The organism is Methylopila sp. 73B, assembly GCF_000526315.1.
GTDB lineage: Bacteria > Pseudomonadota > Alphaproteobacteria > Rhizobiales > Methylopilaceae > Methylopila.
Genome location: NZ_JAFV01000001.1, coordinates 3,729,012 through 3,754,184, shown reverse-complemented (window position 1 = coordinate 3,754,184; position 25,173 = coordinate 3,729,012). Strand labels below are relative to the sequence as shown.

At 68.6% G+C, this 25,173-nt stretch carries 24 protein-coding genes and 1 pseudogene; 11 read left to right on the top strand and 14 right to left on the bottom strand.

What is annotated here, in order from left to right; translation table 11 throughout:
- Positions 1-97: 97 nt before the first annotated feature.
- The 6 genes from fsa to K244_RS0117925 all read left to right on the top strand — a co-directional run bounded on the left by fsa (position 98) and on the right by K244_RS0117925 (position 7,033).
- A complete protein-coding gene (gene fsa / locus K244_RS0117950) occupies positions 98-754 on the top strand; it encodes a fructose-6-phosphate aldolase (RefSeq protein WP_020187678.1) in 657 nt (218 codons plus the stop codon).
- Positions 755-1,153: 399 nt separating this feature from the next.
- Positions 1,154-2,644, top strand: a complete 1,491-nt coding sequence (locus tag K244_RS0117945) for a flagellin hook IN motif-containing protein (RefSeq protein WP_020187677.1) — start codon at positions 1,154-1,156, stop codon at positions 2,642-2,644.
- A 213-nt stretch (positions 2,645-2,857) separates the two neighbouring features.
- Entirely contained in the window at positions 2,858-4,348 is a 1,491-nt protein-coding gene (locus tag K244_RS0117940) for a flagellin hook IN motif-containing protein (protein WP_020187676.1), read from the top strand.
- 325 nt (positions 4,349-4,673) lie between these two features.
- Positions 4,674-6,209 carry a flagellin gene (locus tag K244_RS0117935; RefSeq protein WP_020187675.1) on the top strand — a complete coding sequence of 512 codons (1,536 nt, stop codon included), beginning with the start codon at positions 4,674-4,676 and terminating at the stop codon, positions 6,207-6,209.
- 88 nt (positions 6,210-6,297) lie between these two features.
- Positions 6,298-6,732, top strand: a complete 435-nt coding sequence (locus K244_RS0117930) for a flagellar biosynthesis repressor FlbT (RefSeq protein ID WP_020187674.1) — start codon at positions 6,298-6,300, stop codon at positions 6,730-6,732.
- Positions 6,704-7,033, top strand: a complete 330-nt coding sequence (locus K244_RS0117925) for a flagellar biosynthesis regulator FlaF (RefSeq protein WP_020187673.1) — start codon at positions 6,704-6,706, stop codon at positions 7,031-7,033. Before K244_RS0117930 ends, K244_RS0117925 begins: the two co-directional genes overlap by 29 nt.
- 151 nt (positions 7,034-7,184) lie before the next feature.
- Here K244_RS0117925 and K244_RS0117920 read toward each other — a convergent pair whose 3' ends face one another.
- The 4 genes from K244_RS0117920 to K244_RS0117905 form a co-directional block, all read right to left on the bottom strand.
- Complete coding sequence (locus K244_RS0117920; protein WP_020187672.1) at positions 7,185-7,490, bottom strand: hypothetical protein; 306 nt, start codon at positions 7,488-7,490, stop codon at positions 7,185-7,187.
- A gap of 134 nt (positions 7,491-7,624) precedes the next feature.
- Positions 7,625-8,107 (bottom strand): hypothetical protein, encoded by a 483-nt coding sequence (locus K244_RS22845; protein WP_020187671.1) that lies wholly within the window; start codon positions 8,105-8,107, stop codon positions 7,625-7,627.
- A gap of 5 nt (positions 8,108-8,112) precedes the next feature.
- Positions 8,113-8,427, bottom strand: coding sequence for a rod-binding protein (locus tag K244_RS0117910; RefSeq protein WP_020187670.1), 315 nt, complete (start codon positions 8,425-8,427; stop codon positions 8,113-8,115).
- A complete protein-coding gene (locus K244_RS0117905) occupies positions 8,427-9,674 on the bottom strand; it encodes a flagellar basal body P-ring protein FlgI (RefSeq protein ID WP_245259789.1) in 1,248 nt (415 codons plus the stop codon). The genes K244_RS0117910 and K244_RS0117905 overlap by 1 nt, the downstream gene beginning before the upstream one ends.
- 243 nt (positions 9,675-9,917) lie before the next feature.
- On the opposite strand from K244_RS0117905, the gene K244_RS0117900 reads away from it, so the two are divergent.
- The 3 genes from K244_RS0117900 (at position 9,918) to K244_RS0117885 (ending at position 13,094) form a co-directional block, all read left to right on the top strand.
- Entirely contained in the window at positions 9,918-10,328 is a 411-nt protein-coding gene (locus K244_RS0117900; RefSeq protein WP_020187668.1) for a flagellar assembly protein FliX, read from the top strand.
- 166 nt (positions 10,329-10,494) lie between these two features.
- Positions 10,495-10,911, top strand: coding sequence for an RNA polymerase-binding protein DksA (dksA, locus tag K244_RS0117895; RefSeq protein WP_020187667.1), 417 nt, complete (start codon positions 10,495-10,497; stop codon positions 10,909-10,911).
- Between the two features lie 500 nt (positions 10,912-11,411).
- Complete coding sequence (locus K244_RS0117885) at positions 11,412-13,094, top strand: thiamine pyrophosphate-binding protein (RefSeq protein ID WP_020187665.1); 1,683 nt, start codon at positions 11,412-11,414, stop codon at positions 13,092-13,094.
- 9 nt (positions 13,095-13,103) lie between these two features.
- Here the strand turns inward: K244_RS0117885 and K244_RS22240 are convergent, their stop codons facing one another.
- From K244_RS22240 to K244_RS22840, 5 genes are all read right to left on the bottom strand, one after another.
- On the bottom strand, positions 13,104-14,102 hold the full coding sequence (locus K244_RS22240) for a sugar-binding transcriptional regulator (protein ID WP_020187664.1): 999 nt from the start codon (positions 14,100-14,102) through the stop codon (positions 13,104-13,106).
- 118 nt (positions 14,103-14,220) lie between these two features.
- Positions 14,221-14,982 (bottom strand): pyrimidine 5'-nucleotidase, encoded by a 762-nt coding sequence (locus K244_RS0117875; protein WP_024816588.1) that lies wholly within the window; start codon positions 14,980-14,982, stop codon positions 14,221-14,223.
- A 124-nt stretch (positions 14,983-15,106) separates the two neighbouring features.
- The gene (locus K244_RS0117870) at positions 15,107-15,439 is read right to left on the bottom strand and encodes a hypothetical protein (RefSeq protein WP_020187662.1); all 333 of its coding nucleotides are present in this window, start codon (positions 15,437-15,439) and stop codon (positions 15,107-15,109) included.
- Positions 15,436-16,329: an acetylglutamate kinase gene (argB, locus tag K244_RS0117865; RefSeq protein ID WP_020187661.1), complete on the bottom strand. Its 894-nt coding sequence runs from the start codon at positions 16,327-16,329 to the stop codon at positions 15,436-15,438. The genes K244_RS0117870 and argB overlap by 4 nt, the downstream gene beginning before the upstream one ends.
- A gap of 120 nt (positions 16,330-16,449) precedes the next feature.
- Positions 16,450-18,612 (bottom strand): GGDEF domain-containing phosphodiesterase, encoded by a 2,163-nt coding sequence (locus tag K244_RS22840; protein WP_020187660.1) that lies wholly within the window; start codon positions 18,610-18,612, stop codon positions 16,450-16,452.
- 166 nt (positions 18,613-18,778) lie between these two features.
- Between K244_RS22840 and galE the strand changes: the two genes are divergently transcribed.
- Positions 18,779-19,798 carry a UDP-glucose 4-epimerase GalE gene (galE, locus tag K244_RS0117855; RefSeq protein WP_020187659.1) on the top strand — a complete coding sequence of 340 codons (1,020 nt, stop codon included), beginning with the start codon at positions 18,779-18,781 and terminating at the stop codon, positions 19,796-19,798.
- Positions 19,799-19,883: 85 nt separating this feature from the next.
- Here galE and K244_RS23995 read toward each other — a convergent pair whose 3' ends face one another.
- The 5 genes and pseudogenes from K244_RS23995 to K244_RS24255 all read right to left on the bottom strand — a co-directional run.
- On the bottom strand, positions 19,884-20,045 hold the full coding sequence (locus K244_RS23995) for a Thivi_2564 family membrane protein (protein WP_020187658.1): 162 nt from the start codon (positions 20,043-20,045) through the stop codon (positions 19,884-19,886).
- Positions 20,046-20,238: 193 nt separating this feature from the next.
- On the bottom strand, positions 20,239-20,397 hold the full coding sequence (locus K244_RS23705; RefSeq protein WP_020187657.1) for a hypothetical protein: 159 nt from the start codon (positions 20,395-20,397) through the stop codon (positions 20,239-20,241).
- Positions 20,398-20,537: 140 nt separating this feature from the next.
- Positions 20,538-21,803: an RNA polymerase sigma factor gene (locus K244_RS22230; RefSeq protein WP_020187656.1), complete on the bottom strand. Its 1,266-nt coding sequence runs from the start codon at positions 21,801-21,803 to the stop codon at positions 20,538-20,540.
- Positions 21,800-22,180, bottom strand: coding sequence for a YciI family protein (locus K244_RS0117835; protein WP_020187655.1), 381 nt, complete (start codon positions 22,178-22,180; stop codon positions 21,800-21,802). The genes K244_RS22230 and K244_RS0117835 overlap by 4 nt, the downstream gene beginning before the upstream one ends.
- A 669-nt stretch (positions 22,181-22,849) precedes the next feature.
- Positions 22,850-23,451 (bottom strand): annotated as a pseudogene (locus tag K244_RS24255) (integrase core domain-containing protein); the annotation flags it as partial.
- Positions 23,452-23,894: 443 nt separating this feature from the next.
- On the opposite strand from K244_RS24255, the gene K244_RS0117825 reads away from it, so the two are divergent.
- A complete protein-coding gene (locus K244_RS0117825) occupies positions 23,895-25,136 on the top strand; it encodes an integrase arm-type DNA-binding domain-containing protein (protein ID WP_020187652.1) in 1,242 nt (413 codons plus the stop codon).
- Positions 25,137-25,173 lie beyond the last annotated feature (37 nt).

Genomic DNA, 25,173 nt, shown 5'->3' with positions numbered 1-25,173 from the left:
GAGGGTCCCGCAGGCTCGCCTTGCAACGGCGCCGGGGGAGCCCACTTCCCTTTCAGGGGCGCGTCGGCGCCCAACGCACTCGAAGAGGCCATTTTCAATGAAATTTTTCGTCGACACCGCGGACGTGAATGAGATCCGCGAGCTCGCCGCGACCGGTCTTCTGGACGGCGTGACGACGAATCCGTCCCTGATGCTCAAGGCGAACCGCCCGATGAAGGAGGTGATCGCCGAGATCTGCGAGATCGTCGAAGGTCCGGTGTCGGCCGAGGTCGCCGCCCTGGACTACGACGGCATGCTGCGCGAAGGGCGCATTCTCGCGAAGATCGCCGACAACGTCACGGTCAAGGTGCCGCTGACCTTGGACGGCCTGAAGGTCTGCCGCACGCTCGCGGACGAGGGCACGATGGTCAACGTCACGCTGTGCTTCAGCGCCGTGCAGGCCCTGCTTGCGGCGAAGGCGGGCGCGACCTTCGTTTCCCCCTTCGTCGGACGGCTCGACGACACCGGGATCGACGGCATGGAGCTGATCCAGGACATCCGCACGATCTTCGACAACTATCCGGAGCTTGGCACGGAGATCCTCGCGGCCTCGCTCCGCAACAGCAACCACGTGAAGTTCGCAGCGCTTGCGGGAGCGGACGTGGCGACGATCCCGCCGGCCGTCATCAAGGGGCTGGTGAAGCACCCTCTGACCGACAAGGGGCTCGACCAGTTCGTCGCGGACTGGTCCCAGACCGGCCAGACCATCGAGTAACAGCAACCGCTTCCGCCGTACCGCCAAGACCTCGCAAGGCCCGCCTCCCCGGCGGGCCTTTTTGCATCGCGGGCGCCTCCGCGCGGCGCGCGGCCTTCAAACTCAGAGGTTCGCCGCCACGGCATGCTCGTTCGCACCCCGTTAAGGCTACCACCGCGTTAACCATAGGTCTTGGGGTGCGCTGTGGTTAACGCGCGTACATCATGAATCGTTGGAAACCATCAGCGGCAATCATCTTCGGTTTGATTCACATATTCTCGTAACCATCCAATTTGATTCATCGCGTTGCTTCGGCGCTTCTCGGGTCGAATTAACTTCCGGTTAGCCCCCCGAGCCCGAGTGTCCCGATGCGCTTCAGGACGAGGCGTATCCCGCAGTCTCCTAGGACAGGAGCCTTACATGTCTGACGTCACGCTCAATTCGGCCGTCCGGTCGAACCTCCGCACCCTCCAGACGACCACCGACCTGATGGCCCAGACGGAGGAGCGCCTCTCGACCGGCAAGAAGGTCAACTCGGCCCTCGACGAGCCCTCGAGCTTCTTCACGGCCCAGTCGCTCGACCGTCGCGCCGGCGATCTCGGCACCCTGCTCGACAACGTCTCGTCCTCGGTCCAGACGATCGAAGCGGCGGACAACGGCATTTCGGCCATCTCCGACCTCGTCAGCCAGATGAAGTCCACCGCGCGTTCCGCCCAGCAGTCCGACTCGGCGATCGCCTCCAAGGCGAGCTTCACCTCGGGCGCCATCACCGGCGCCAGCTCGGCCAACCTGCTCGGCGACGGCGCCGAAGTGGCCGGCACGGCCGACCTCTCGGCCTTCACCGCCGCCGCCGGCGACGCGGGCAACCTGGTGCTCAACGGCGAGACCATCGCGGTCGCCGCCGCCGACGAAGGCTCGGACGTCGTCGACGCCATCAACGCCAAGACCGCCGACACCGGCGTCACCGCCAAGCTCGGGGACGACGGCAAGCTGCAGCTCTCGGCCAAGGCCGGCGAGACGATCGAAGTCGGCTCCGGCTCGACGGCCGCGACCCTGACGGCGCTCGGCCTCACCTCCGGCACGACCAACTCCGAGTCCGGACTCACCGGCAAGACGCTGGAAGTCACCGTCGGCGACGGCTCGAAGAAGACGATCACCTTCGGCAACGGCGACGGCGAAGTCAGCTCGCTCGACGAGCTGAACAAGTCGCTCGCCGACGCGAACGCCAAGGCCTCGCTCACCAGCGACGGCAAGCTGACGATCGAGACCACCAACGCCTACGCGTCGGCGGACCTCGAGATCGGCGGCACGGCGGTCAGCACCGATGGCTCGGCCGCGACCGGCGAAGTGTTCGACCTCGCCTCCACCGCCGCCGCCACCGCTTCGGCGGTGATCGACGACGACGGCAAGTCGGTTCGCCAGGACTACGTCAACGACTACAACGACCTGAAGTCCCAGATCGCGGAGCTCGCCAAGGACGCCAGCTACAACGGCGTCAACCTGCTCAGCGGCGACGACCTCTCGGTGACCTTCAACGAGGACGGCTCGTCCAAGCTGGAGATCGGCGGCGTCGACATCATGGAGAAGATCGGCCTGAGCGACATCTCGATCGACGACTTCCTGGACTCGTCCAAGATCGACGACGTGATCGACACTCTCGGTTCGGCTCTCGACAACCTCGACAGCCTGTCCTCGCGCCTCGGCTCGCAGCTCTCGGTGGTCGAGACCCGCGAGTCCTTCACGAAGGACATGATCGGCACCCTCGAGGACGGCTCCTACGCCCTCACCGGCGCCGACACCAACGAGGAAGCCGCGAACTTGGCGACCCTGCAGACCCGCCAGTCGCTGATCACCTCCTCGCTCTCGATCTCCACCAGCCAGGAACAGAACGTCCTCCAGCTGCTGCGCTGATCGACCCATCCTGACCGACCGACCAGCGGCGGGAGCTCCGGCTCCCGCCGCGTTCGGCGTTGGCGAAACCATTCCGTAACCATGACTTTTGAAATCCGGCGGGGACCGGAGGAGGCCAGTTAACTTTAACCCCCGCTTAAGCGCCGACGGCCGATTTTCCGGGTGCGCCTCAGGACGAGGCCAATCGAAGTCTCCCAGAACAGGAGCCCTGAAATGTCTGACGTCACGCTCAATTCGGCCGTCCGGTCGAACCTCCGCACCCTCCAGTCCACCACCGATCTGATGGCCCGGACCGAGGAGCGCCTCTCGACCGGCAAGAAGGTCAACTCGGCCCTCGACAACCCCTCGAGCTTCTTCACCGCCCAGTCGCTCGACCGCCGCGCCGGCGACCTTTCCAACCTGCTCGACAGCGTCGCGTCGTCGGTCCAGACCATCGAAGCCGCGGACAACGGCATCTCGGCGATCTCCGACCTCGTCACCCAGATGAAGTCGACCGCCCGTTCGGCCCAGCAGTCCGACTCGGCGATCGCCGCCAAGGCGAGCTTCACCTCGGGCGCCATCACCGGCGCGAGTTCGGCCAACCTGCTCGGCGACGGCGCCGAAGTGGCCGGCACGGCCGACCTCTCGGCCTTCACCGCCGCCGCCGGCGACGCCGGCAACCTGGTCATCAACGGCGAGACCATCGCGATCGCCGCCGCCGACGAAGGTTCGGACGTCGTCGATAAGATCAACGCCAAAACCGCCGACACCGGCGTCACCGCCAAGCTCGGCGACGACGGCAAGCTGCAGCTCTCGGCCAAGGCCGGCGAGACGATCGACGTCGGCTCCGGCTCGACCGCCGCGACCCTGACGGCGCTCGGCCTCACCTCCGGCACGACCAACTCCGAGTCCGGGCTCACCGGCAAGACGCTCGAAGTCACCGTCGGCGACGGCTCGAAGGCGACGATCACCTTCGGCAACGGCGACGGCGAAGTCAGCTCGCTCGAGGAACTGAACAAGGCGCTTGCCGACTCCAACGCGAAGGCTTCGCTCACCAGCGACGGCAAGCTGACGATCGAGACCACCAACGCCTATGGCTCGGCCGATCTGGCGATCGGCGGCACGGCGGTGAGCACCGACGGCACCGCGGCCGCCGGCGAAGTGTTCGACCTCGCCTCCAGCGCCTCGACGACTGCCGAGGCGGTTCTCGACGATGACGGCAAGTCGACCCGCCAAGACTACGTCAACGACTACAACGACCTGAAGTCCCAGATCGCGGAGCTCGCCAAGGACGCCAGCTACAACGGCGTCAACCTGCTCAACGGCGACGACCTGTCGGTGACCTTCAACGAAGACGGCTCGTCCAAGCTGGAGATCGGCGGCGTCGACATCATGGACGTGCTCTCGCTCGACGACATCGACATCGAGAACTTCCTCGACTCCTCGAAGATCGAAAAGGTCGTCGGCAAACTGAACGACGCGCTCAACTCGCTCGACAGCCTGTCCTCGCGCCTCGGCTCGCAGCTCTCGGTGGTCGAGACCCGCGAGTCCTTCACCAAGGACATGATCGGCACCCTCGAGGACGGCTCCTACGCCCTCACCGGCGCCGACACCAACGAGGAAGCCGCGAACCTGGCGACCCTGCAGACCCGCCAGTCGCTGATCACCTCCTCGCTCTCGATCTCCACCAGCCAGGAACAGAACGTCCTCCAGCTGATCCAGTAATCGCGCTTCGCTCTTCGCGGACGGCCCGGCGGCGGGAGCTTCGGCTCCTGCCGCTATCGGCGTTTCCGACCGCTGATTCGGGCGATGTCTTCTCTGGCGCGCGACGGTCGCAATTCTCTAACGACGTGAAACGTCACGGAGCGACGCCCGAACCGCGATCCGGGCGCAACCAATTGAAATAGAAGTAAATTCAAGCCCGGCGAGAAGAGGCGCCGGATCGACGCGACGTGTTTAGCAGGCCGTTAACCTTAACTCCTGATTAAGGTTAACGGACTATGTTCACCGTCAAACGCCTTGTGCGACGCGTCGTTCCTGGAGCCTCCCGATGGCCGACATCGCTCTTAACTCCGCAGTCCGGTCCAATCTGCGCACGATGCAGTCGACGACCGAACTGCTCAATCGCACCGAAGAACGTCTCTCGACGGGCAAGAAGGTCAATTCGGCCCTCGACAACCCCTCGAGCTTCTTCACGGCGAAGTCGCTGGAAAGACGCTCCGGCGATCTCGGCACCCTGCTCGACAACGTGTCGAACTCGGTCCAGACGCTCGAAGCGGCGGACAACGGCATAAAGGGCATCAGCGACATCCTCGAATCGCTGAAGTCCACGGCGCGCTCCGCCCAGCAGTCCGAACTCGCGGTCGACACCAAGGCCCAGCTGAAATCGGTGGTGATGAGCGGGCTGCAGGGCGACAACCTGCTCTCGAACGACACCACGACGGCGGCGGTCTCGACGACCTTCGCCGGCGTCGAAGCGACGGACGCCACCCACTCCGGCGGCGCGCTCACGGTCAACGGCGCGACGGTCAATATCTCGGCCAACGACACGGCGGCCCAGGTCAAGACCAAGATCGACTCGCTCAACATCACCGGCCTCAGCGTCACCGACAATGCGGGCGTGCTGGAGTTCGAGCTTGAGAGCGGCGACGACATCAACATCGGGGGCAGCTCCACGCTGCTCGACTCGCTCGGCCTGATCGCCGACGGCGCCACCACGACCTCCGTGTCCTCGACCAACGGCACGCTTGCAACGACCACCTCCGGCGCGAGCGCGCTGAAGGACACCACGCTCACCTTCGCCGACAAGTACGGGGCGCTGAAGACCGTCACCTTCGCCTCCTCGAAGGGCGCCGACAACGTCGACACCATCGACGAGCTGAACAGCTGGCTGAAGACCAACGACGTCCAGCTTCAGGCGTCGGTCGACAACGAGGGCGACGACGACGCCCAGCTGGTGTTCGAGACCACGAACGCGATCGCGAACTCCGTGCCCAAGGTCGCGACCGGCAGCGCGATAGGGGCCGCCGCGGCCTTCGCATCCGGCGCCTTCTCGGCGCCGGTGCTCGACCAGAGCGCCGCGGAAGTTCGCTCCAACTACGCCGACGACTACAACTCGGCTCTCGAGGAGATCCTGAAGCTCGCCCAGGACTCGGACTACAACGGCGTCAACCTCCTGAACGGCGACGACCTTTCCATCGTCTTCAACGAGAGCGGCAGCTCGCAGCTCGAGGTCAAGGGCGTCGAGTTCAGCGCCGAAGGCCTTGGCCTCGACAGCATCAGCGCGGAAGACTTCTACGACTCGGCGTCGATCAACTCGGTGATCGACCGGATCGAGGCCGCGATGCAGACGGTCGAGGACCAGTCCGCCAAGTTCGGCTCGCAGTTGCAGATCGTGCAGACCCGCGAGGACTTCACCAAGAGCATGATCGGCACCCTCGAAGACGGCGCGCTGGCGCTGACGGGCGCCGACACGAACGAGGAAGCGGCGAACCTGGCGACCCTGCAGACCCGCCAGTCGCTCATCGTCTCCTCGCTGTCGATTTCGACCCAGCAGGAATCCGCGGTTCTCCAGCTGCTGCAGTAGGCGCGGCGCGGGCTCGGAGACGAAACGGCGGGACCTCTGGTTCCGCCGCTCGTCGTTTGGGGCCTCGTCGCTTGGACGAGAGGTTGCCATGACCCTGAAAGTCGAACTGAAGCCCGGCGAGCGGATCGTTATCGGCCGCTCGGTCGTCACCAACGGCGCGGCGCGCACCCAGCTCCTGATCGACGGCTCCGATCCCGTGCTGCGGGAGCGCGACATCCTGAAGGAAAAGGACGCCGATACGCCCGCGAAGCGCATCTACTACGCGGTTCAGATGATGTATCTGTCCGGATCAATCGACAAAGTCGCTAAGATCTACACGACGCTTACGCGTGACGCCGTGCGCGCGGCGCCGAGCATGCTTCCGATCGTCGACCGGATCAATAACCACGTTTTAACGGGATCGCTTTACAAAGCTTTCCGTGAGGCGCGGAACTTGGTCGCGCATGAAAAGGGAATCTTCGAGCATGCAGAACGGCGCGCAGGCGTACGCTCGGATGGCGCAGAGGACGGCGAACCCGCGTGAGCGCGACGCGCAGCTTCTTCTGAGGGCCGCCGCCCGTTTCACCGCCATCCAGAACACCGAGCCGTTCGACCGCAAGGCGGCGCGTGAGGCGGCGACGTTTAACCGGAAACTCTGGACGATCTTCCTGAGCAGCGTGATGCGGGCGGAAAACCCGCTCGACGCCGAGACCAAGGCCAACCTGCGGCGCATCGCGCTGTTCTCGCTGAACCGCTCGTCGCGGATCGAGATCAACCCGGAGGCCGCCGGCATGACCGCCCTCATCTCGATCAACCGCAACGTCGCCGAAGGCCTCAAGAACTAGGGCCGCCGGCGCAGGAAGCGTCTGGCGCCCCTCCCCCGACAAGGCCGGCGCGCCTCGCGATGGCTCTCGAGCCCAAGGTACGGCGCCGGGATCGGCCTGCGGAACGGAAACAGCCGTCAGCGTGAAGGAAGCGTCGGCCGGCTCGACGGCGTCAGGCCAGGCGCTGGACGCTCGGATCGGACCGCGGCGCGTCGATCCCGTCGATGTAGGCGCGCAGCTTGAGACGGGCCTCGTCGGGGGTTTGCCGAACGGTCACGCCGCTCGTCACGTCGATCATCCGGTAGATCAAACTGCCGGTCTCGTAGTCGAGATCGATGCGTCGCTCGCTCGCGAGTTCGGGCGAGGCCGCCGGCGGCTTCGGAGAAGGACTGGGCTGCGAGCTCCGCTCGGCCGTCTCCATGACGGGCGCCGCGCGGGTCACGGCGGACGAGTTCAGCGTACCGATTGCGGCATCCATCGCGTCCTCCCTGCTCCGAATGCGCGGACGAATTGACCGCGTGTCCAGAGTCATAGCGGACGGCGTGTTAAGGCCGCGTTAGGAGGTTGGGTTAACGCGCGGGCCCGCGAGCCGTTAAAACTTCGCTTAAAAACTCAGCTTCGGCGCGACAAAGTCATGGGGGCGGCGGCCGCCGGACGGCCATAGGCGCCGCCGCGCGCGTCGTAGGTCGTGGGCGCGTTTCGGGCCGCGAGCTCCTGCGCGACGCCGCGCATCAGGTTCTCGGCGACCGACCGCGCGACGCTGAGCACCGCGAGGTTTTCGTCGAGCGCCTGGCGGAAGGCGAGGTGAAGCGCCTCGGCCTCCTCCAAAACCTCCGCGGGCTGCGCCGCGACCGAGTCCGCGCTCGCCTTCACGGCGCCCACGTCCATCACGTAGCGGCTCGACAGCTCGCCCTTGCGGGCCTCGAGGGCGCTCGCGGCGACGTACTTGCCGGCCTTCAGCAGGGAGGTCTCCTCGACGATCACCGCCGTGAGGCGCGCCACCGTCTGCGACATCCGGGCGAGCCGCTCCGCCGCCTCCTCGATGGTGAGTTGCGGCCTGGCGACGGCGGGAACGGAACGGCGGCGAGACAGCATCGGCGTCAGGACCCTTGCTGGAGGGACAGGAGTTCGGAGCGGACCTGGGCGGCGATGCCGATCCCGCCGGAGGCGGCGATGTTCCGGCCGTACTGGTCCGCGAGCATGGAGCGGTAGGCGTCCGTTCCCACGCCGCCGCCGAGCGGGCCCTCCTCGCCGACGTCGGTGAACATGGCCTGCATCATCTGGGTGAGGAACACGGCCTCGAAATCCTGGGCCGCGGCGTCGAGCTTCGAGGCCGCCTTCGCCTGCGGATGCGCGGCGTAGGCGGTCGGCGCGGCGGAGACTGAGGCCCCGGCGGCGGGCGCGGCTGCGGTCATCACATCACCTCGATTTCGGCCTGCAGGGCGCCGGCGGCCTTGATGGCCTGAAGGATCGCGATCAGGTCGCGCGGGCCGACGCCGATGGCGTTGAGCCCGTCGACCAGCTGCCTGAGGTTCACGCCTTCGCGCAGCACCGCGAGGCGGCGGTTGGCGTCGGTGTCGACGGACACCGTCGTCCGGGGCGTCACCACGGTCTCGCCGTTCGAGAACGGCTCCGGCTGGCTCGCGATCGGATCCTCGGTGATGGTCACGGTGAGGTTGCCCTGCGCCACCGCGACGGTCGAGACGCGCACGTCCTGGCCCATCACGATGATCCCTGAGCGTTCGTCGATGACGATCTTGGCGATCTGGTCCGGCTCGACCCGGAGCTGCTCCACCTCGGTCAGCAGCTGGATGATCTTGCCGTGGTAGGCCTTGGGGACGTTCAGGGCGACCGTTGCGGGATCGATCGGCTCGGCGACGTTGGGGCCGATGAAGGCGTTGATCGCCGAGGCGATGCGCCGGCCGGTGGTGAGGTCGGGATTGCGCAGCGCGAGCCGGATCGTCGTCTGGTTCGCCAGCGTGAAGGGGATCTCGCGCTCGATCAGGCCGCCGTTCGAGATGCGGCCCGTCGTCGGCACGCCGCGCACCACCTGCGCCGCCTCGCCCTGCGCGTTGAAGCCGATGACGGCGACCGACCCTTGCGCGACCGAATAGACCTCGCCGTCCGCGCCCATCAGCGGGGTGACGATGAGGGTGCCGCCCTGCAGGCTGGTGGCGTCGCCGAGCGCGGAGACCGTGACGTCGATGCGGGTGCCCTGCGTGCCGAAAGCCGGCAGGTTGGCGGTGACCATGACGGCCGCGACGTTCTTGGTGCGCAGCGTCGCGCCGCGGGTGTTGACGCCGAGCCGCTCCAGCATCGACTGCAGGCTCTGCTTGGTGAAGGGCGCGGCGTTGAGGCTGTCGCCGGTGCCGTTCAGGCCGACCACGAGCCCGTAGCCGACCAGCTGGTTCTCGCGCACGCCCTCGACGTCGGTGAGATCCTTGATCCGGGAGGTCGCGCCCCCGCGCCCACCGATGTCGACGGAGGGGTTGGCGCGCGGCTCCGCGGGCCTCGCCGTCTCGGCGCGCGCGATCCGCTCCGCCCTGACGCCGCGCACCGCCACGCCCTCGGCCGGGTCCGCCGCCTGCGCCGGGGCGAGCGGCGCCAGCCCCATGGCGAGAGCGGCGGCGAGAGCTGTGAACGAACGGGCGGAACGGGGCATCGCGGCGTGGGACCCTGACGGGGACGGTCTGGCGCCGCTTGCGATGCGAGGACCGTGCCGCGGCCGAAAAACGTTGCGGCTCTTGGCGCGTCGCCAGTCTGCGCGACCGCGGGCGCCCCATCCGGCCCGGCAAGAAGCAACCCCCGCCCGGCATTTTTTGCCGCCCGGTTAACCGGCGGTTAAGCATAATTCGGCACGATCGCTCAGGAGCCGGGCGAGATCCGGACGCTGAGGCGGGCGACGATGCGGGTCGATGGTCTGGGGCGGGCGACGGCGTCGCCGATGAGCGGTCAACGGACGCCCGCGGCGGGCGGCGCGTTCCGCCTGCCCGACGCCCAGGGCGCCGAGGCCGCGCGAGGGGCGGCGCCCCTCCGCGCCGCGCCGTCTCTCGACGCCCTCATCGCGCTCCAGGAGATGATCGAGACGCCGACCGAGCGGCGCAGGAAGGCGGTGAAGCGCGGCCGGGGTCTGCTCGACTCGCTGGACGAGCTGAAGCTCGCGCTGCTCGAGGGCCGCGTCGACGACCGCGCGCTCACGATGATGTCCGCGCGGCTGGACGGCGGTCGGGAGCGCACCGGCGACCCCGGGCTCGACGAGACGCTCGCCGCCATCGACCTGCGCGTGCGGGTCGAACTCGCCAAACGGCGGGGCTGAAACGGCGCAGTTTGTGCATGATCCAGCGTCAGGGTTTTCCCGTACTTCGGAAAACGTGTTAAATATCAGATAGTTCGCTGAAAAATCCGTGATTGTCGTCGGGTGGTCGGATGGCTATATTCCGCGCCATCGGGACCCTGCGAGCGGCAACGCCAGAGGCTGATCAATGAGCGTCGATTTGGCAACCGACTACCGGCCGTCCGAGGACGAGCCGTTCATGAACGACCGGCAGCGCGTCTACTTCCGGAACAAGCTGCTGGACTGGAAAGAGGAGATCCTGCGCGAGAGCCGCGAGACGCTCGAGCACCTGCAGGACGAGAACCAGAACCACCCCGACATCGTCGACCGCGCGTCGTCGGAGACCGATCGCGCGATCGAGCTTCGCGCCCGCGACCGCCAGCGCAAGCTGATCGCCAAGATCGACGCGGCGCTCGAACGGATCGACGACCGGTCCTATGGCTACTGCGAGGAGACCGGCGAGCCGATCTCTCTCCGCCGCCTCGAAGCGCGCCCGATCGCGACGCTGTCGATCGAGGCCCAGGAGCGCCACGAGCGCCGGGAGAAGGTCTACCGCGACGACTGACGAGCCGCCGCTCGGCGGGCGACGGCAAAAAGGCTTCGGCGCAACGCCGGAGCCTTTTTTCATGGGCTGTCCGCACCCCAAGTGTCGCCAGCGATTAACCCCGCGTTCACCATGCCGCGCGGTTCCGCGCAACCGATGTCCGGCGCCCGCGTTTCCATGACGGAAACGTCCGAGATGGAGGGCGCATGGACTCCGAGCTACCGCCACACGCCGTCGAGGAGCTCGCGGAGCGGCTTTTCGCGCGAGATCATCCGATCCGAACTTGGCGCCCACAGGGCGCCCTCGCCGCCTCCGCGGCGGTTCCGGAGTGCGCGGCCTCGCCGATCGAGATCGATCTCTATCGCGCGTTCGCCGCCCGGCGCTCCATGGAGTTGGCGGGCGAGAGCGCGTTTAGGTCGGTAGCGCCCCGTCGTTCCCGGACGACGTCGTCCACCGAAAACGGCTAAAACAACCTCCGATGAGTCGCGTCCCCCTCGACGCGGCGGTTCAGGGGCCAGCCGATGCTTGCGTCCGCACAGCCGCGCACGGGCGCGGAAATCCTCGTCGACGCCCTGCGCGCGAACGGGCTGACGACCGCCTTCGGGGTGCCGGGCGAAAGCTACCTCGCCGTGCTGGAGGCCATGCGGGCCGGCGGCGGCTTTGACTTCATCACCTGCCGGCAGGAGGGCGGCGCCGCCATGATGGCGGACGCGGCCGGGCGGCTCACGGGCAGGCCCGGCGTCTGCTTCGTCACCCGGGGCCCCGGCGCGACCAACGCCGCCAGCGGCCTGCACGTCGCCATGCAGGACTCGACGCCGCTGCTGCTGTTCGTGGGACAGGTCGAGCGCGGATTCCGCGGCCGCGAGGCGTTTCAAGAGCTCGACTACCGCGAGACCTTCGCCGGCCTCGCGAAATGGGCGGTGGAGATCGACGACCCCGCCCGGATCCCCGAGCTGATCGCGCGCGCCATCCGCACAGCGACTCAAGGACGCCCCGGGCCGGTCGTGATCGCGCTGCCGGAGGACATGCTGACGGAGACCGCCACGGTCGCCGACGCCGCCGCCGTCTTTCCCGCCGAGACCTGGCCCGGCCTCGCGGACATGGCGCAGCTTCAGAAACTGCTCTGGGCGGCGAAGCGCCCGATCGCGCTGGTCGGCGGAGGGCGCTGGTCGGCGAAGGCGGCGCAAAGTCTCGCCCGCTTCGCGGAGCGGTTCAAACTGCCGGTGTCCGTCACCTTCCGCCGACAGATGCTGTTTCCAGCCGATCACCCCTCCTATGCGGGCGAGTTCGGGATCGGGCCGAATCCGGCCCTGCTCGCGCGGGTGACGGAGGCGGACCTCGTGCTGCTCATCGGCGGCCGCCTTGGCGAGATGCCAAGCCAGGGGTACACCGCGCTTGAAATCCCCACCCCGCGGCAGACGCTCGTGCATGTGCACGCCGACCCGCTGGAGCTCGGTCGCGTCTACCAGCCAGCCCTTGCGATCAACGCCTCCCCCAACGCCTTCGCCGCGGCGCTCGAAGGCGTCCAGCCGCCGAACCGGATCGCCTGGGAGGACGACACGCCGGCGGCCCACGCCGACTACCTCGCGTGGTCGGAGGCGGCCGCCGAACATCCTGGCGCCGTTCAGATGGACGAGGTGGTGCAGGCGCTGCGCGCCCTGCCGGCGGACGCGGTGATCTGCAACGGCGCCGGCAACTACGCCACCTGGGTCCACCGCTTCCACCGCTTCCGGGCCTATGGCTCCCAGGCGGCCCCGACGTCCGGCTCGATGGGATACGGCGTGCCGGCCGCCGTCGCGGCGAAGCGGCTGTTTCCGGACCGCGAGGTCGTGGCGTTCGCGGGCGACGGCTGTTTCTTGATGACGGGCCAGGAGCTTGCGACCGCCGCCCAATACGGGTTGGCGATCGTTGTGGTGGTCGTCGACAACGGCCAGTACGGCACGATCCGCATGCATCAGGAGCGGGAATACCCCGGCGCGCCGTTCGGCACGGCGCTGGAGAACCCCGACTTCGCGGCGCTTGCCCGCGCCTACGGCGCGGCGGGCTTCACCGTCTCCGAGCGGGGCGCCTTCGCAGCGGCCTTCGCCGAGGCGCGGGCCGCCGGTCGGCCGGCGTTGATCCACGTGAAGCTCGATCCGGAGGCGATCTCGCCGACGACGACGCTCAGCGCCATTCGGGCGAAGGCGCTGGCCGCGCGCGGCTGATCCGAGCGCTCACCCCGCCTCGGCGAGCAGGCCCCGCGCGACCGTCTCATCCGTGACGAGGTGGCGGAACACGCCGCCCCGGAGCGCCGCCAGCACGGATTCGATCTTGGAGCGGCCGGCGGCGATCCCGACGGTGTTCAGCCCGCGGAAGGTTTCGCCCGACACGCCGACCCGGCGGCGGTTGACGTCGCAGTCCACGAAGCGGCCGTCGCGGTCGAAGAACAGGCCGGCGAAGGAGCCGACCGCGCCGTTCGCCCGGCAGTCCTCCAGCTCCTCGATGGTCACGAGCTTCTGCGCGACGAGAAAGGAGTTCGGCGTGGCTTCGGTGACGCCGCTCATGGCGAGGTCGGCGGAGCGGGCGAGGTCGAGCGATGTCCGCACCGTGCGCTGCGCCATCAGCACCTCGCGGTCCGCCATGGTGTCGGCGAGATAGGGGGCCGGAATGAAGTAGCCCTCCCCGCCGGTGCGCTCTGCGATGCGGTGGACGACCTCGTAGGGGTTGGACGCCGCCTTGCGGGTCAGCGATCCCATGACCGACACGAAGCGGGCGCGCGGCGCGCGGGCCCCACGGTAGGCGTGGGCGACGGCGGCCATGGTCGTGCCCCAGGACAGCGCGAACACGCCGTCCGGCTTCTGCGCCACGCCGCGGGCCAGCGTCTCGGCGGCGGCGATGGCGACGAACCGCTTGTCGATCTCGGACTCGCCGCCCTCCCCCGCGGCCGGGACGACCCGGCACGAATCGAGCTTGTAGGCGTGGCACATCCGGTTTTCGAGCTCGATCAGCGCGATCGACGGATGGACGATGCGCACGTCCACCACCCCCTCGCTGCGGGCGGCGGCGATCAGCCGGTTGACCTTCACGCGGGAGAGTCCCAGCCGGTCGGCGATCTCGCTCTGGTTCATCTCGCCGATGAAGTACAGCCAAGCCGCACGGACCATCGCTTCGGTCTCGGCCGCCCGCGCGCTCGGCGCGTCGTCCGCGACCTCGAAGTCGGTAGGCGTTTCCATCGTCGCGAGGGGCTCCCGGGGGCGGCGGCGCTTCTGCCGGCGCCGGAGCGTCAAGATGACGAGACGCGCCCTTCCCCGCAAGCCGCGGCGTGGTCGACCAAAGCCTGACGCGCGCGGACTATTCGGCGGCGACGAGCGCCAGCGCCGACAGGAACCCGGTCAAATCGTCCGTCACGTGGTCCACGTGCGGGCCGCGGCGGTCGTCGTCCGCCGCGGTCAGCCGCTCGCCAAGGTCCGGCTCGCCCGCCTTGGGGGTGACCAGCACCGTCCGCATGCCGAGCGCATGCGGCGCGACGAGGTTTTTCGACAGGTCCTCGAACATCGCCGCCCGACGGGGCTCCACGCCGTGGAGGTCCAGAAACGTCTGGTAGGCGGACTGGTCCGGCTTCGGCACGAAGCTCGCCGCGGCGATGTCGAACACGTCTTCGAACAGCTCGAGCAGGCCAAGCTTGGCCGCGACGTTCTCGGCGTGGCGCCGCGAGCCGTTGGTCAGGACGAAGCGGCGGCCGGGAAGCCGCGCGATCGCGGCCGCAAGGTCGGGCGCGGGCGTCAGCACCGAATGGTCGATGTCGTGCACGAAGGCGAGAAAGGCGTGCGGATCGAGCGCGTCCTCCGTCATCAGGCCGCGCAGCGTCGTGCCGTAGGTGCGGTAGTAGTATTTCTGAAGCGCGCGCGCCGACAGGCCGTCGATACCGTAGCGGCCGGCGATGAAGGCCGTCATCTTGGCGTCGATCAGCGAGAACAGCCCTGCGGAGGCGGGGTAGAGCGTGTTGTCGAGATCGAACACCCAGGTGTCGACGTGGTCGAACCCCTTGGCCTCGGCGACGACCGCATGCGCCGCAAGGCGCCCCACGGCGGCGGGATCAGGCAGGTCGTTCATGCGGGCGAGGATGTCATTCAAGGGGCGTCCATGACGAGATCGAGCGCACAGCATGGCGCTCGTTCATGAACGATTTTAGGTGGGCCCGCCTCACGGCTTTTCCAAGGCTGCGCCGGGCCTGCGCTCAACCGAAGGTCGCGAACGCCACGCCAAGCGCGTAGGCCACCGGCGACGCCTCGCTGAAGACCGCAAGGACCGCGAAAGACAGCGCAATCCAGAGGCCTGCGAGCAGCCGCGGACCCTGCTGCACGTAGACCGCGGCGACCAGCAGATTGACCACCGCCAGGAGATGGACCGGGACGCCCGTCCATAGCGTCGGCGCGAGGAAGATGGCCACGCCCGTCAGGCCGACGGCCAAGGCGAACTCGGCCACGGAGCGCCGCTTGGGGGAGCCGGGCGTGGGTTTCGGCTCGGCTTTTTTCTTCTGCGCCTTGCGGAAATCGACGACGTTGCTCACCGCGTGATCAGCGTGCCGGCGCCGCCGGGCGTCAGAAGCTCCATCAGCACGGCGTGCGGGGTCTTGCCGTCCAGGATGACGACGCCCTCCACGCCGCGCTCGACGGCGTAGATGCAGGTCTCGACCTTCGGGATCATGCCGCCCGACACGGTGCCGTCGGCGATCAGCCGGCGGGCCTCCTCGACCGAGAGCTGCTGGATGAGGTTCTTGTCGCGGTCGAGCACCCCCGGAACGTCGGTCAGCATCAGGAGGCGCTTGGCGCCGACCGCGCCGGCGATGGCGCCGGCGAAGGTGTCGGCGTTGACGTTGTAGGTCTCTCGTCCGTCGGCCGATCCCGCGACCGGGGCGACGACCGGGATGAAGTCCGAGGTGATCGCCCAGTCGAGCACGGTGCGGTCGACCTCCGCCGGCTCGCCGACGAAGCCGAGGTCGACGACCTCTTCCTGGCCGGTCTCCGGGTTGATCAGGCTGCGGCTGACCTTGCGGGCGAACACCATGCCGCCGTCCTTGCCCGACAGCCCGATGGCGCGCCCGCCCTCGGCGTTGATGGAGGCCACGATGTTCTTGTTGATCGCGCCGGCGAGGATCATCTCGACGATCTCGACGGTCGCCTGGTCGGTGACGCGCAGGCCCGCCTTGAACTCGCTCTTGATGCCGAGCCGGTCGAGCATGCGGCCGATCTGCGGTCCGCCGCCGTGCACCACCACCGGGTTGATGCCGACCTCCTTCAGGATCGCGACGTCCTGCGCGAACCAGCGCGCGGCGTCGGAATCGCCCATGGCGTTGCCGCCGTACTTCACGACCACCGTCGCGGCGTCGTAGCGCTGCATGTAGGGAAGCGCCTCGACCAGGATCCGGGCGGTGTCGTGGGGAGCGTTCGGGGCGGTCATGATGCGTTGCGTCCTCGCGGTCCGAAGATGGCGTTCGGCCCGCGCCTTCTAGACGCTTCGGCGTGTCGGCTCAATGACGCATGCGCGCGCGGCGACGTGACGGCCGCCCCCTTGCGCGCTCTACGACGCGGCGGGCTGAGCGAAGCCGGACGAGGGTGGGATGACGGCGCGGGCGGCCGCGTGTCGTCCCCAAAGCTGGCCCTGCGCCTCGGCTGCGACGGCGCGCAGCTCCGCGCCGAGCCGGTTCGCGTACCAGGCTTCGAACGCCTCGCCGGGCATCGGCCGGCCGAACAGGTAGCCCTGTCCAAACGTGCACCCGCCCGCGGTCACGAACGCGCGCTGCTCTTCGGTCTCGACGCCTTCCGCCACCGTCTCGACGTCCAGGTTCCGGGCGAGGCCCAGCACCGCCTCCACCACGACCCGGGCGCCTGGCGTCACGAGCGCGTCCCGGACGAAGCTGCGGTCGATCTTCAGCACGTCGAACGGCAGTTGCGTCAGGGCGGCGAAGTTCGAATAGCCGGTGCCGAAGTCGTCGATCGCGATCCGCACCCCTGCGCTCCTGAGCGGCGCCAGCTCCCGGGCGGCGTGGGACGGGTCGGCCATGGCTGCGCTTTCGGTGATCTCCAGCTCGATTCGGCTGGGATCGGCGCCCGCCTCCCGGATGATCTGGAGAGCCGCCTCCGAAAACCTCGGATTGCGGAACTGCAGCGGCGACACATTGACCGCGACGCGGATCGGGATCCCCATGGTCGCCCACGCCGCCGCCTGCCGGCTGGCCCGGGCCAGCACGAAGCGGCCGAGCGGCTCGACCAGACCGGTCTCCTCCGCCACAGGCACGAACTCGCCGGGCGCGATCAGGCCGCGGAGGGGATGGCGCCACCGCACCAGGGCCTCGGCCCCGATCACCCGGCCGCCGCCAAGCGCGAGCTGCGGCTGGTAATGCACTTCGAGCTCATTCTCCACCAGCGCCCGCCGGAGCTCTTGCTCGATCCGCAGGCGCGAGTACGCGCGGTCGTTCAGCTCCGCGCCCGCGATCCGGACGGCGGGGCCGCGCGCGAGTCTCGCCGCCGCGAGCGCCGCGCCGGCCGAACGCATCAAGGCTTCGGCGCGGTCGCCGTGCAGCGGCGCGAAGGCGACGCCGATCGCGGGCGACAGCCCGACGCGGTGCTCGTCGAGCCGCAGCGGCGCCTCGAACGCCGCGAGCGTCAACCGCGCGAGCTCCTCCGCCGCGGCTTCGCCCGCGCCGTGGGCGAGCAACGCGAACTCCGCCTCGCCGATGCGGGCGACGGAAACGGAGAGGTCGTCGCCGAGCGCATGGATCGCGTGGGCGCGGCGGGTCCATTCGGCCGCGGCCTCCCGAACGCGGTCGGCGGCGCCATGGACGGCGGCGTCGGCGCCGGCGGGCCCAAGGCCGGTCGCGACCCGTTCGAGGCCGCCCACCTCGATCTTGAGCAGCGCGACGCCCTGCCCCACCTGCAGCGCCTCGGACAGGCGCCGGTTCAGCCCATCACGGTTCAAGAGACGCGTCAGAGGATCGTCGAACGCCGCGCGCCGCAGCGCGGCCACGTTGCGGAACGCCTCGCGCGTCATCGTCAGGTGCGCGCGCGCAAGGTCGCCGATCTCGTCGCGGCGGAGCGCCGCGCGGTCGACCTCGGCGCTCGCGCCGTCGACGCGGCTGATCGCCTGCGCCAGACCGCGAAGCGGGCTGAACGTGCGGCGCGCGATGAGGGCGAAGGCCGGAAGTCCGACGAGGAGGACGGCGAGCGCAGCGAACAGTCCACGGGACGCGGCGGCTGCGGCCGCCCCGTCGGCGTCCGTCAGCGACACGCCGACCGCGAGGGTCGCTTCCCCGCCGCCGCTCAGCGCCACCGTCTTGGCGGCGTGGGCGGCGCCATCGGCCACCGTGACGGCCGCAGGCCCATCGCCGCTGGTCTCGGTCAGGGCGTCGCGGGTCACCTCGGGCGGCGGCGCGGCCGGCGCGAGGGCGACGAGGGTCTCGCCTCCGCGCGTGTCCAGCGTGACGTAGAGCGCATGCGACCGCGCGGACAGCGCGTTCAGAACCGCATGGACCTCGTCTCCGCGGCCGAGCGCCTCGGCGGCGGCCTGCACGTCCCGGGCGAGTTCAACGACCCTTCGCTCTGCGGCGTCGCGGCGGGTTTCGAACGACACGCAGGCGACCACGGCTCCGGCGAGCGCGACGAGCAGCAGCCCCGTCAGCGCCGTAAACCGCGCCGCCAGGCCGCTTCGCCATCCGCCGCGCTCAGCGACGCCCGTCTCGACCACCGGATTTCCTCACGCGCGTCACGCCGACGACATGACTTACTGCGAACAGAGTGAATCCTTGGTTAGCCCGACGTCCCGAAAAGAGACGGTCGCCGCTTCACCTCGCGGTAAGGCGACGGCGCCTAGGATCCCGGGCGCGACGAGCCTCGCGCCTGAGGGACAGCGCATGACCGTTCTCGTGACCGGAGGAGCCGGGTACATCGGCTCCCACATGGTGCTGGCGCTGCGCGACCGCGGCGAGCCCGTGGTGGTGCTCGACGACCTGTCCACGGGCGCCCGCCGCGCGGTGCCGGCCGACGTGCCGTTAATCGTCGGCGACGTTGGCGACGAGGCGCTCGTGCTCCGGATCCTGGCCAAGCACCAGATCGACGCCGTCGCGCACTTCGCGGCGAAGATCGTCGTCCCGGACTCGGTGCGCGACCCGCTCGGGACATACGGCGCCAACACCGAAAAGACCCGCCGGCTGCTGAGCGCGATGGTCGGCGGGGGCGTCGGCCGCTTCATCTTCTCCTCCACCGCGGCCGTCTATGGGCTCATGCCGCCGACGCCGACGCGCGAGGACGCGCCGCTCGTTCCCGCGTCGCCCTACGGCGCGTCGAAGATGATGTCGGAGAGAATCCTGCAGGACGCCGCGGCCGCGCATCGGCTGCGCTACGTCGTCCTGCGCTACTTCAACGTGGCGGGCGCCGACCCGCAGATGCGCACCGGGCAGCGGGCGCCGGGCGCCACGAACCTGATCACGCTCGCCGTCCGCGCGGCGCTCGGCGTCACCGACGGCCTCGACATCCTCGGCGTCGACCTTCCGACGCCCGACGGGACGGGCGTGCGCGACTACATCCACGTCTCCGATCTCGCCGACGCGCATGTGGCGGCGCTGGACCACCTTCGGAACGACGGCGGCAGCCTGACGCTGAACTGCGGCTACGGCGGCGGCTTCTCGGTGCGGGAGGTGATCGCGGCCGTGAAACGCGTGAGTGGTCGGGACTTCCCCGTGCGCGAAAAACCGCGCCGGGAGGGCGACCCGTTCGTTTCGATCGCGGACGCCCGCCGCATTCGCCAAGCCTTACGCTGGGCCCCAAGTCACGACGACCTGGACACGATCGTCGAGCACGCCTTCGGTTGGGAGCGTCTGCACGGGCCCTTCAGCGCCGACGTGGCGACGAGAGGCCGACGCCGGGCGTCCTAGCGCCGCTCGTCCTTTCGCTCATCGAAAACGAAAACGGCCGGGTCAAACCCGGCCGTCCGTCATTTCAGTGGTCGTCGCTTGGCTCTTAAAATACGGCGAGGTACTTCAGCAGCGAGATAATGCCGATGATGATCACGATGATCCGGATGATCTGCTTCGCCCGGCCGTCGATCGGCAGCATTCCGACGAGATAAAGCACCAGGAAAATCACCAGGACGGTGATCAGAATGCCGATCAAGGGGGTCATGTTTCGCAGTCCTTTCCGGATGAGCCATGTAGGCGACGCGACGAAGCGTCGGCCCGCCTCGCGTTTTCGCGCCGTCGTGCTGTAAAAACGCACGGTGGTGTGACTGGTTCCGGAATCATGTCCTCAACACGGCGAAAAAAAGCGCCGGGCGTGGAGCCCGGCGCTTCGGCAGTCTCAGCATGACCGTTCGGGCTTAGAGGCCGAAGGGCTCCTGCGTGTTGGTGCGGACCTGCGCCGCGTGCAGCTCGCTGAAGAAGGCGGAGATCTCCAGCCCGATGCGGGCGAAGATCCGGCCGAAGAACGAGCCGGCGTCGATCGAGGAACCGGACGAGGCGGATGCGAGGGTGGACATGGTGCGGTCCTTTCGGAAAGGGGTGTGAAGCGCGTCGCTTCGTTGACGCTGATGTGGCATGTGGCATGCCAGACTTCTACGCCTTTCGTCGCACACCAGTCCTGCGCCCAGCGCATCCCGAGTTAAGAACTCCTAAGAAGCTATGCGCCGGGCGCCTTGGTCAGCCGGTCGAGGTGCGCGCGGATGTGGGCGGCCTCCGCGGGCGTGCCAGCCAGAGCTATGGCGCGGCCGAAGGCCTCGCGCGCGTCCGCGGCCCGCCCCAGGCGCATCAGCAGGCCGCCCTTCAGGCCATGAAAATGGAAGTAGCCGTCGAGCCGCGCGCCAAGGGGCTCGATCATCGCGAGCGCCTCCTCGGCGCCTGCGACCTTCCAGGTCGCGACGGCGCGGTTCAGCGTGACGACCGGAGACGGTTGCATGATCTCCAGCGTGGCGTAGAGAGCGTCGATCCCGCCCCAATCCGTCGCCTCCGGCCGCTCGGCGCGGGCGTGCAGGCCGGCGATCGCCGCCTGCACCTGATAGGGGCCCGGCCGGCGATGGCGGATCGCCTTGTCGATCAGCGCCAGCCCCTCGGCGATCATCGGGCGGTTCCAGCGGCTGCGGTCCTGCTCCTCGAGCAGCACCACCGCGCCGTCTCCATCGAACCGCGCCGCCGCGCGAGCGTGCTGAAGCAGCATCAGCGCCGTCAGCCCCATGATCTCCGGCTCGGCCGGAAACAGGCGGAGCAGGATCCGCATCAGCCGGATCGCTTCGTCGGCCAGCTTCGCGCGCTCGTCCGCCTCCGTTCCCTGGGCGGAGTAGCCTTCATTGAAGACGAGGTAGAGCATGGCGGCGACCGCCGCGAGACGTTCCTCGCGCTCCACCGCTCCGGGGGCTTCGAAGGGCACGCCGGCGCGGGCGATCTTCGTCTTCGCGCGGGTGATGCGCTGCTCCATCGCGCTCTCGCCCACGAGGAAGGCTCGGGCGATCTGCCGGACCGACAGGCCGGAGACGATCCGCAAGGCGAGCGCGATCTGCTGCGTCGCCGGCAGGTCGGGATGGCAGCAGACGAACAGCAGCCGCAGGACGTCGTCGCGGTAGTCCGCGCCGTCGATGCGCTCCGCCGCGGCCGCCTCGGCGTCCTCGCGGTCCGACAGCGCGTCCTCCTCCGGAAGCTCCTGCTCGCGGGAGCGCTTGCGCACGGCGTCGACCGCGACGTTGCGGCCGACGAAGATCAGCCACGCCGCGGGATCGCGCGGCGGGCCGTTGTCCGGCCAGTGCTTCAGCGCCTTGAGGCAGGCCTCCTGGAACGCCTCCTCCGCCAGGTCGAGATCGCGGAAGCGTCGGAGCAGCGCCGCGACCGCCTGCGGACGGGCGGCGGCGAGCGCCGCGCCGATCCAGTCCCCGGAGGCCATGGCGCCGCCGCTCATCCGCCCGTGGGCTCCGCGCTTCCCGGCAAGAACAGGCCGATCGGCCTGAGCTCGTAAGCGCCGCCGGGGTTGGCCTTGGCCAGCGCGCGCGCCGTGTCGAGCGCTTCGTCGAGATCCGCGCAGTCGACGACATAGAAGCCCAGCAACTGCTCCTTCGTCTCCGCGAAGGGGCCGTCGATCACCAGGGGCGGGTCCTGGTCCTTGCGCAGCGTGGTCGCCGCGGTGGTCGGCAGCAGCCGGGCCGCAGGACCCAGCCGGCCTTTCGCCTTCAGGTCCTCGTGCACGACCGCGAGCCGGGCCATCACGGCGTCGTCCTCCTCGCGGGACCGGGCGCAGACCACGTCTTCGCGGTGGTAGCAAAGGATGGCGTAGAGCATCGGCGTCCTCCCTCATCGCCCAAGGACGGACGACTATGCCCCGCCCCGACACGCGTGGCGATCGACCGCCCATTAATCCGTTTGCGGACCAACAAGCGCGGCGCAGAACGAGCGTACGACGCGCCGCCCGGCCGTCACGCAAGCTCAAGAGATTGACGCTTGGAAAGCGCTGAGGGTCACCGGTACGGCGTCGCGCAGTTCCCATTCGGGGCGACGGGGATCACGGCGTACCTCAAGGAGACCGCGCCATGCCCGTCGAGCTTCCCGTCGCGCCGTCACGATCGGCCGGGGCGGCGTGGCGCTTGGGCCGGGCGCGGTCTTCGCCAAGCCCGGCATCGACCTCAGTGGATCGTGGCGCCGCCTCTCGCGCCGCCGAAACAGCATGGGCTGCGGAATTCCTTCGCGCTCAAGCGAGCGAGCGGCAGCAGTGACACGTTGCGTCACACGGTCCGAATCCGGATCGCTCCGCTGGATCCGTTTGCGCTCGGGGCCCGATCCCAGAAGCTATCGGATCTCATATTTCAAGGCGGCGCCGCGCCGGGCGAGGCGTTTCCCCCGCCGCTGTATATGCGCGCCGCATGGAGCAGCTGGGCTATTGGCTCGGCTGCGATGGCGGCGGCCATAGCCTGCACGATCGCGACCGCGCGGAAACGCTGGGGCAGCCGCGCCGCCGAGGGCCGAGTGCGGACGGAGGGCGTTGTAGTGCCGCCGCCAGCCTTCGATCACGGCCTTGGCCTCAGCGAGCGAGGTGAAGATCTCGCCGTTGAGAAGCTCGTCCCGCAGGCAGGCGTTGAAGCTCGTGCAATAGCCGTTCTCCCAGGGGCTGCCCGGCTCGATGAAGGCGGTCTTCGAGACGACGGCGCCGGCCGAGCACGAGGCAAGCCCGACGCTCCGTCACGCCGAGCTTGGCTCTCACACGGTCGACGCAGACGCGGCGACGAGCGGGGCTGATCAGTTTCGCTGACGCCGCCCTTCGGGTCCCCGCGCCGCCGCCGCCAAAATCATCTTGTCCAGCGTCAGGTCGAAACAGCGCGCCGCAGCCGCGCGTTCTCGGCCTCGAGCTCCTTCAGGCGCTCACCCAGGATCAAGTCCGGGGCAGGCTCCGGTCGCCCTTCAGGCCGCCATACTCGGTGCGCCAACGATTAGAACGTGACCTCGGTCACGCCGATCGAGCGGATCGCCTCCGCGACCGTGCGTCCCTGCGCCGTCAGAACCTCAACCTGCCGCAGCTTCGCGACGATCTCTTCAGGTGCGTGCCTCTTCCTCGACATCAGACAGTCCTCCACATGGCCAAAAGCCTTACCGCAGGGAGGACCACTTCTCAGAGGGCAGACCAGCGGCGCTGGATGAGTTTCATCGGGCCCGCGATGCCGCCACGCAAGTCGCCCTCAAGGAGCGGTGTTGCGATTTGTGTCGCCAAATGTACTGCACATTCAGGCGTCGATGATGGGCAACGGGCCCGCCTACGCCGAATTATTCTATTAAATCAAATGTCTAAAGAGCAAGTCGACGGATAGGAATGGCGGAGAGGGTGTCCGCCCTACTTCCGTTTAAGCACGGTTAGGAGCGTCAAAGATCATACGAAAAATCTCATCAGATCATGATCTTAGCTTAGGTCCGCGGTTAAGCGCCGTGAAGGGTGGACAAGGGAAGCGAGGTTTTGTGCTAGGGTCATTGCTGGGGTCGGCGCGATAGACCCCAGCAGTGAGGCACGATGGCGAAGCGCGAACTCAACCGTCTGACCGCCCGCACCGTGGCGACAATCAAGGACGCCGGGCGCTACGCGGACGGTGGAAATCTGCACCTCGTCGTGAGCCCAAGCGGCTCGAAATCGTGGCTGATGATCTACCGCCATGGGGGGCGTCAGCGTGAGATGGGCCTTGGCCCGGCGCGAGACGTCACCCTGGCCGAAGCTCGGGAAAAGGCCGCTGATGCGCGCCGTATGCTTTTGGGCGGTCTCGACCCGATTGAGGAGCGGCGCCGGCAGGCGGAGGAAGTGTCACGCGCGGCCAAGCGGACACCAACATTCGGCGAGGCGGCGGACGAGTTGATCGCCGCGATGAGCCCGTCATGGCGAAACTCGAAGCACAGCGCGCAGTGGGGCATGACGTTGAGCCGGGTCCGCGACGCGGCGGGCAACCTGACCGATGGGGGCTATTGCGTCGCCATCCGCGACAAGCCAGTCGACGAGATCAGCACCGCGGACGTGCTTGAGGTGCTCAAGCCTATTTGGACGTCCAAGCCCGAGACGGCGTCCCGGCTCCGGGGGCGCATAGAGGCGGTGCTGTCGGCCGCAAAAGCTCAAGGGCTTCGATTCGGTGAGAACCCCGCTCTTTGGCGAGGGCACCTCGACCGGCTGTTGCCGAAAAGGACGAAGCTTTCCCGCGGCCACCACGCAGCCGTGCCTTACGCAGACATGCCCGCGTTTATGATCCGGCTGCGCGCTGCGCCTGGGATGGGGGCTCGGGCCGTGGAGTTCGCCATCCTCACGGCTGCCCGCTCCGGCGAGGTCCGCGGCGCCACGTGGTCCGAGATCGACATGGACGCCCGGCTATGGCGCGTGCCCCCGGCCCGCATGAAAGCCGCGGCCGAGCACGTCGTGCCGCTTAGTGAGGCTGCGATGGCGGTGTTGGAGGCCGTGCAGCCGCTCAAGCGCGATAGCGGCAGCGTGATATTCCCCGGCCCTCGTTCCGGCGCGGAGCTTTCTGACATGTCGCTGTCCGCGGTTCTCCGGCGCCTGAAAGTCGACGCCGTCCCCCACGGTTTCAGGTCGGCTTTTCGCGATTGGGCCGGCGATCAGACAACCTTCCCGCGAGAGGTCGCCGAGGCGGCGTTGGCGCACACCCTTCGCGACGCGGTCGAGCGGGCTTACCGCCGGGGGACCGCGCTTGAGAAGCGGCGGGAGCTGATGACGGTGTGGGCCGATTACCTCCAAAGCGCGGAGAGTCATCGCTAAGGGCACTGTACCCATTTGTGCGATGACCAAATCGAAA